Origin of the sequence: Streptomyces sp. Isolate_45 (assembly GCF_024721315.2) — a bacterium.
Lineage (GTDB): Bacteria > Actinomycetota > Actinomycetes > Streptomycetales > Streptomycetaceae > Streptomyces.
Genome location: NZ_JANFAK020000045.1, coordinates 49249 through 55907, shown reverse-complemented (window position 1 = coordinate 55907; position 6659 = coordinate 49249). Strand labels below are relative to the sequence as shown.

Below are 6659 nucleotides of genomic sequence, written 5' to 3'. Positions count from 1 at the left end.
GGGACGGGCATGATTTATGGCGCCCTGTCCGCTGCTGCGTTGGTGGGGCGGTACCGCGCGCCAACAAATCACGTTTTGGTCCCGGACGACACCCCACCCCGCCCCCGACCCCGACCTGCGGCCCACTGTTCCGTCCGGCCCCGCCGATCCAGCCTCGCCGGCGTTTGAGGCGCGGGGTCCGGGGCGGAGCCCCGGGGGCCCGGCGCCCCGCGCCGATCGACCTGCCTGCGCCGCCCCGCGCAGCGGGGCTCCGTGTGGTGACCGGGCAGGTCAGGCGGTGGGTCCGGCCGGGGTGGTCGACTTCAGGGCGCCGTCCGGGCCCGCCAGGAGGACCGGGGTGTCCGGACCGCCCAGGTCCGCGACGGCGGCCCGGTCGGCCTCCGCCGGAGCCCCGGCCTCCGTCACCACGGCCGCCGCCTCCAGGGACCGGGCCCCGCTCGCCACGGCCATCGCGACCGCCGTCTGCAGGGCGCTCAGCTTCAGGGAGTCCAGCGCCACCGTCCCGGCGACGTACGTCCGGCCGGTCTCGTCGCGCACGGCCGCACCCTCCGGCACCCCGTTGCGGGCGCGGGCACTGCGGGCCAGCGTGATGATCTTGGTGTCCTCGGGGTCGATGCCCGTGCTCTCCGTCATGGTCGAAAGCATAGGGAGAGCGCGGGCGGGGCCCTACGACCGGCCCCGCCCCCGAACCCGCTCAGGGCCGGTCGAGCCGTAGCCGCTCCGCCTTCGGGAGCCCCGCGACGACCAGGTCGTACGAGTCCTCCACCAGCTCGCGCACCAGCGCGTCCGGCAGTCCGCCCACGGTGACCGTGTTCCAGTGCCGCTTGTTCATGTGCCAGCCGGGCACGATCGCCTCGTGCTCCGCGCGCCGGCGCACCGCGAGCTCCGGCTCGCACTTGAGGTTGACCTTCAGCGGCTCCGCGTCCAGGGCGCTGAGCGCGAACATCTTGCCCAGCACCTTGAACACCGAAGTCTCCGGGGTGAACGGGAACTCCTCGACCGCCGCGTTGAAGCCCAGGCAGAACGCGCGCAGTTCGGCGGGGGTCATTCGCCCTCCTCCCCGTCGGCCGCCGCCGGGGGCACCGGCTCGACCAGCACCGTCACGATCTTGTTCCGGCGGCCCGCCGGGGATTCGGCCGTCAGCCGCAGCGGGCGTCCGTCGGGCAGGTCGACCGTCGCCGAGGCGCCGGCGATCGGTACCCGGCCCAGGGCCTTCGCCAGCAGCCCGCCGACCGTCTCCACGTCCTCGTCGTCGAAGGCCAGCGCCCCGAATAGCTCGCCGAGGTCGGTGATGTCCAGGCGCGCCGTGACCCGGTAGCGGTCGCCGCCGAGGTCCTCGACGGGCGGCAGCTCGCGGTCGTACTCGTCGGTGATCTCGCCGACGATCTCCTCCAGGATGTCCTCGATGGTGACGATCCCGGCCGTGCCGCCGTACTCGTCGATGACGACGGCCACGTGGTTGCGCACGGACTGCATCTCGCGCAGCAGGTCACCGGCGTTCTTCGTGTCGGGCACGAACACCGCCTGCCGCATCGCCGTGGAGACCAGGTCGGCCTCCGCCTCCCGACTGATGTGGGTCTTGCGGACGAGGTCCTTCAGGTAGACGATCCCGACGATGTCGTCCTCGTTCTCCCCGGTGACGGGGATCCGCGAGAAGCCGGACCGCAGCGCGAGCGTGGTGGCCTGACGGACCGTCTTGTACCGCTCTATGCAGACCAGGTCGGTGCGGGGCACCATCACCTCGCGCACGAGGGTGTCGCCCAACTCGAAGACCTGGTGCACCATCCGGCGCTCGTCGTCCTCGATCAGCGATTCCTTCTCCGCGAGGTCCACCATCGCGCGCAGCTCGGCCTCGGAGGCGAACGGCCCCTTGCGGAAGCCCTTGCCGGGCGTGAGCGCGTTGCCGATGAGGATGAGCAGTTGCGGGATCGGCCCCATGATCCGGGCGAGCGGTACGAGGACGTACGCGGCCGCCGTCGCGGTGTTCAGCGGGTGCTGGCGGCCGATGGTGCGCGGGGACACGCCGACCGCGACGTAGGAGACCAGCACCATCACGCCGATGGCGACGAACAGCGCCGTCCAGTTCTCGCCGAACTCGTCGAGGCAGACGTACGTGACGAGCACGCCCGCCGCCATCTCGCAGGTGACGCGGACCAGCAGCGCCACGTTGACGTAGCGGGTGGGGTCCCCGGTGACCTGGGCGAGCTTCGCGCTGCCGCGCCGGCCCTCCCGTACGGCCTGCTCGGCGCGGAAGCTGGAGACGCGGGCGATCCCGGACTCGGCGCACGCCGCGAACCAGGCCACCACCACCAACAGGACCGCCCCCGTGATCAGCTGGGGGGCGTTCACGAGACGGTCGGTGCCGGGGACGGACCGGTCATGCCGCGCTCACCGCGCCAGCCGTCGACGATGGCCGCCTGGAGGCCGAACATCTCGGCCTTCTCGTCCGGCTCCTCGTGGTCGTACCCGAGGAGGTGCAGCACCCCGTGGACGGTGAGGAGCTGGAGCTCCTCGTCCATGGAGTGCTGCGTGGCCGCGTCCTCGCCCTGCTTCTTCGCCACCTCGGGGCACAGCACGATGTCGCCGAGGAGCCCCTGCGGGGGCTCCTCGTCGTCCTTGGACGGCGGACGCAACTCGTCCATCGGGAAGGACATGACGTCGGTCGGGCCGGGCAGGTCCATCCACTGGATGTGGAGCTGCTCCATGGCGTCCTCGTCGATGACGATGACGGAGAGCTCGGAGAGCGGGTGGATCCGCATCCGGGTGAGCGCGTAGCGGGCGATGTCGAGGATCGCCTGCTCGTCGACCTCGGTTCCGGACTCGTTGTTGACGTCGATCGACATGGTGCGCTGAGCTCTACTTCCGCTGGTGGCCGTTCGGGGCCTGCTGGCTGTCGTCGTACTTCTCGTACGCGTCGACGATACGGCCGACCAGCTTGTGGCGGACGACATCCTCGGACGTGAGCCGCGAGAAGTGGATGTCGGGCACGCCTTCGAGGATGTCCTGGACCTGTCGCAGACCGCTGCGCGCGCCACCGGGCAGGTCGACCTGCGTCACGTCACCGGTGATCACGATCTTCGAATCGAATCCGAGTCGGGTCAGGAACATCTTCATCTGTTCGGTGGTGGTGTTCTGCGCCTCGTCGAGGACGACGAACGCCTCATTGAGAGTGCGCCCCCTCATGTAGGCCAGGGGCGCCACCTCGATCGTTCCGGCCGCCATGAGGCGGGGGATGGAGTCCGGGTCGATCATGTCGTGCAGGGCGTCGTAGAGCGGCCGCAGGTACGGGTCGATCTTGTCGAACAGGGTGCCGGGCAGGAAGCCGAGGCGTTCGCCGGCCTCGACGGCGGGGCGGGTCAGGATGATCCGGCTGACCTGCTTGGACTGCAGGGCCTGGACCGCCTTCGCCATGGCGAGGTAGGTCTTTCCGGTACCGGCGGGGCCGATGCCGAAGACGATCGTGTTCTTGTCGATCGCGTCGACGTACCGCTTCTGGTTGAGCGTCTTGGGGCGGATGGTGCGACCGCGGCTGGAGAGGATGTTCTGCGTGAGCACCTCGGCGGGCGTCTCCGCCTCGCCGCCTCCCGATCCGTTCGCCTGGAGCATGGCGATCGAGCGTTCCACTGCGTCCTCCGTCATCGACTGCCCGGTGCGGAGCACCAGCATCATCTCGTCGAACAGGCGCTGGATGAGGGCGACTTCCGCCGCCTCACCGATCGCGCTGACCTGATTGCCCCGAACGTGGATGTCGGCCTTCGGGAAAGCCCTCTCGATCACGCGCAGCAGTGCGTCGCCGGATCCGAGCACCGTCACCATCGGGTGCGTGGCCGGAACAGTGAAGTGGGCGCGCGCCTGACCGGGCGCGGGGGTGTGGCCTGTCGGTGTCTGAGTCATGGGCCGGCACTGTGGCCTGCGCATACCTCCCGCTGAGGGGTCGCGCGGATCGCCGACCTCCGGAGTACCAAGCGTACGTCCGGGACGGCGCTTCCCCGAGGGGTTTTCCGGCGCCGCCGCGCCGGGAACGGGCGTGCGGTCACACGGGGTGCTTGAAGCCGATCGTCGGGACGGCGCGGCGGCGCGCGGAGGGCGTCGCTCCGGGGGGCACCAGGGCGTCGAGGAAGCCGTAGCGGTCCCGCAACGGGTCCGGGGCCGCGCGCCACCAGTGGGCCACCTCCGGCCAGCCCGGGGCGGAGAGGGAGCCGCCGAACTCCTGGACGGAGAGGGCGGCCGTCAGCCCGGCGAAGGCCAGCCGGTCGGCGAGCGGCCACCCGGCAAGGCTGCCGGTGACGAACCCGGCGACGTACACGTCCCCGGCACCGGTGGGGTCCAGCGCGTCGACGGTGATCGCGGGCACCTCGGCGGTCTCCCCGGTGCGGGAGTCGACCGCGTACGAGCCCTCGGAGCCCATCGTCACCACCGCCACCGGCACCTTCTCGGCGAGCGCCCGGGCCGCCGCGCGCGGACACTCGGTCCGCGTGTAGCGCATCGCCTCGCCCGCGTTGGGGAGGAAGGCCTCGCAGTGCTCCAGGTCGGCGAGGGCGCCCAGGTCCCAGCGCCCCGTCTCGTCCCAGCCCACGTCCGCGAAGATCCGCGAGCCGCGCCGGGCGGCCTCGGCGATCCACCCCTCGCCCGGCCCGGCGGCCAGCGAGGCCACGGCGGCGCGGGCCTTCGGGGGGCAGCTGGGGACCGCCCCGGGGCCGGCCGGGGGCGGGGCCTCGTGGCCGTGGGAGACCATCGTGCGCTCGCCCTCGTAGGCCATCGAGACGGTGACGGGGCTGTGCCAGCCGGGGATGGTCCGCGACATGGTCAGGTCGATGCCCTCGCCCTGTTCGAGGGCGTCCCAGCAGTACTCGCCGTAGTGGTCGTCGCCGAAGGCGGCGGCGAGGGAGGTCCGCAGGCCGAGCCGGGCCAGCGCGGTGGCCATGTTGGCTACGCCGCCGGGGCTGGAGCCCATGCCGCGCGCCCAGGACTCCGTACCGCGCACCGGGGCGGAGTCGAGGCCGGTGAAGATGATGTCGAGGAAGACCGTGCCGGTGAGGAAGACGTCGCAGCCCGGTTCGTGGGGATCGCGGAGCGGTCCCAGCGGGTCCAGCTTGTCCAGCTTTTCCTGCGGGCTGATGAGGCTGTCCCGACTGGTCACGGTGTACTCCCCGGTGCGCGAAGGTCTGCGAAGCTGTGCGGAGGTCTACGAGGGTCTGCGATGTGCCGTTTCTTCCGGTGGGCTCGCGACGGAAGGCCGCGGAAGACCCGGTGCCGCCCCGTCCGGCGGAGCCGAAACCCAGTGTGACGCACCTCACCACCGGATCGCCGCCCTCCGCGGCGCGAGCCCGGGGACGGCACCGGGGGCGGGCCCGGTCGGCCGGTCAGGTGCGCTTCGGTACCGCGACCGTGACCAGGTCCGCAGCGATCGTCAGCTCGCCCTCGAACCCGGCCGCCCGCGCCTCCCGCTCGAACGCGGAGGGGTCGGAGTACCGCTGCGAGAAGTGCGTGAGGACCAGGTGCCGGACGCCGGCGTCCCGCGCCACCCGGGCCGCCTGCCCCGCGGTGAGGTGCCCGTGGTCGGTGGCGAGCCGCTCGTCGGCCTCCAGGAACGTCGACTCGATCACCAGCATGTCGCAGCCCCGCGCCAGCTCGTCCACCCCGGAGCACAGCCGGGTGTCCATGACGAAGGCGAACCGCTGACCGGCCCGGTGCTCGCTGACGTCGTCGAGACCGACCCCGCCCAGCCGCCCCTCGCGCTGGATCCGCCCGACGTCCGGCCCCTTGATCCCGTGCCGCGCGAGCAGTTCCGGCACCATCCGGCGTCCGTCCGGCTCCGTGATCCGGTAGCCGAAGGACTCCACCGGGTGCGAGAGCAGCCGCGCTTCCAGGACGTACGAGGGCCCGTGCGCGAGCACCCCGTCACGCGACACCGGCTCCTCGGCGAGCGCCACCGTCTCCCGGTAGGCCGTCGCGTACCGGAGCCGGTCGAAGAACTTCTGCCCGGAGGCCGGGTAGTGCGCGGTGACCGGGTGCGGGACCTGGTCCAGGTTGATGCGCTGGATCACCCCGGCCAGGCCGAGGCTGTGGTCGCCGTGGAAGTGCGTGACGCAGATCCGGTTGATGTCGTGCGCGGCGACCCCGGCCCGCAGCATCTGCCGCTGCGTGCCCTCGCCCGGGTCGAAGAGGATGCCCTCGCCGTCCCAGCGCAGCAGGTAGCCGTTGTGGTTGCGGTGCCGCGTGGGCACCTGGCTGGCGGTGCCGAGCACCACGAATTCGCGTACGGACACGTCTTATCCCGGGGGCCATTCGAGGCCGCGTCCGCCGAGGACGTGCGCGTGCGCGTGGAAGACGGTCTGCCCGGCGCCGGCGCCCGTGTTGAGGACGATCCGGTAGCCGTGCTCCTCGATCTTCTCGTCGGCGGCGACCCGGCCGGCCTCGCCCAGTACGTCGGCGGCGATGCCCGGCTCGGCGGCCGCGAGGGTGGCCGCGTCGGGGTAGTGCGCCTTGGGGATGACCAGGACGTGGGTCGGCGCCTGCGGGTTGATGTCCCGGAACGCGATGGTCGTCTCGGTCTCCCGGACGACGGTCGCCGGCACGGCACCCGCGACGATCTTGCAGAACAGGCAGTCCGCCTGCGGTTCCCCGGCCATTGCTGCGCCTCCCGTGACGTTGATCGG

At 71.9% G+C, this 6659-nt stretch carries 8 protein-coding genes; all 8 read right to left on the bottom strand.

Annotated features, from left to right (window positions below):
- Nucleotides 1-270: 270 nt before the first annotated feature.
- Nucleotides 271-645, bottom strand: coding sequence for a cytidine deaminase (locus NOD94_RS17150; protein ID WP_281206813.1), 375 nt, complete (start codon nucleotides 643-645; stop codon nucleotides 271-273).
- Between the two features lie 49 nt (nucleotides 646-694).
- The gene (locus NOD94_RS17145; RefSeq protein ID WP_281206812.1) at nucleotides 695-1048 is read right to left on the bottom strand and encodes an MmcQ/YjbR family DNA-binding protein; all 354 of its coding nucleotides are present in this window, start codon (nucleotides 1046-1048) and stop codon (nucleotides 695-697) included.
- Nucleotides 1045-2349, bottom strand: coding sequence for a hemolysin family protein (locus NOD94_RS17140; RefSeq protein ID WP_281206811.1), 1305 nt, complete (start codon nucleotides 2347-2349; stop codon nucleotides 1045-1047). The genes NOD94_RS17145 and NOD94_RS17140 overlap by 4 nt, the downstream gene beginning before the upstream one ends.
- Nucleotides 2346-2843 (bottom strand): rRNA maturation RNase YbeY, encoded by a 498-nt coding sequence (gene ybeY, locus NOD94_RS17135; protein WP_281206810.1) that lies wholly within the window; start codon nucleotides 2841-2843, stop codon nucleotides 2346-2348. Before ybeY ends, NOD94_RS17140 begins: the two co-directional genes overlap by 4 nt.
- 13 nt (nucleotides 2844-2856) lie before the next feature.
- Nucleotides 2857-3894: a PhoH family protein gene (locus tag NOD94_RS17130; RefSeq protein ID WP_281206809.1), complete on the bottom strand. Its 1038-nt coding sequence runs from the start codon at nucleotides 3892-3894 to the stop codon at nucleotides 2857-2859.
- A gap of 139 nt (nucleotides 3895-4033) precedes the next feature.
- Complete coding sequence (locus NOD94_RS17125; protein ID WP_281206816.1) at nucleotides 4034-5119, bottom strand: PfkB family carbohydrate kinase; 1086 nt, start codon at nucleotides 5117-5119, stop codon at nucleotides 4034-4036.
- Between the two features lie 244 nt (nucleotides 5120-5363).
- Complete coding sequence (locus tag NOD94_RS17120; RefSeq protein WP_281206808.1) at nucleotides 5364-6269, bottom strand: ribonuclease Z; 906 nt, start codon at nucleotides 6267-6269, stop codon at nucleotides 5364-5366.
- 3 nt (nucleotides 6270-6272) lie between these two features.
- A complete protein-coding gene (locus NOD94_RS17115) occupies nucleotides 6273-6632 on the bottom strand; it encodes a histidine triad nucleotide-binding protein (protein WP_281206807.1) in 360 nt (119 codons plus the stop codon).
- Between the last annotated feature and the right edge of the window lie 27 nt (nucleotides 6633-6659).

Bases quoted from the DNA above. Each gene is read 5' to 3' on its own strand.
- NOD94_RS17150 (WP_281206813.1), bottom strand. From the start codon at position 645: ATGCTTTCGACCATGACGGAGAGCACGGGCATCGACCCCGAGGACACC.
- NOD94_RS17145 (WP_281206812.1), bottom strand. From the start codon at position 1,048: ATGACCCCCGCCGAACTGCGCGCGTTCTGCCTGGGCTTCAACGCGGCG.
- ybeY (WP_281206810.1), bottom strand. From the start codon at position 2,843: ATGTCGATCGACGTCAACAACGAGTCCGGAACCGAGGTCGACGAGCAG.
- NOD94_RS17130 (WP_281206809.1), bottom strand. From the start codon at position 3,894: ATGACTCAGACACCGACAGGCCACACCCCCGCGCCCGGTCAGGCGCGC.
- NOD94_RS17115 (WP_281206807.1), bottom strand. From the start codon at position 6,632: ATGGCCGGGGAACCGCAGGCGGACTGCCTGTTCTGCAAGATCGTCGCG.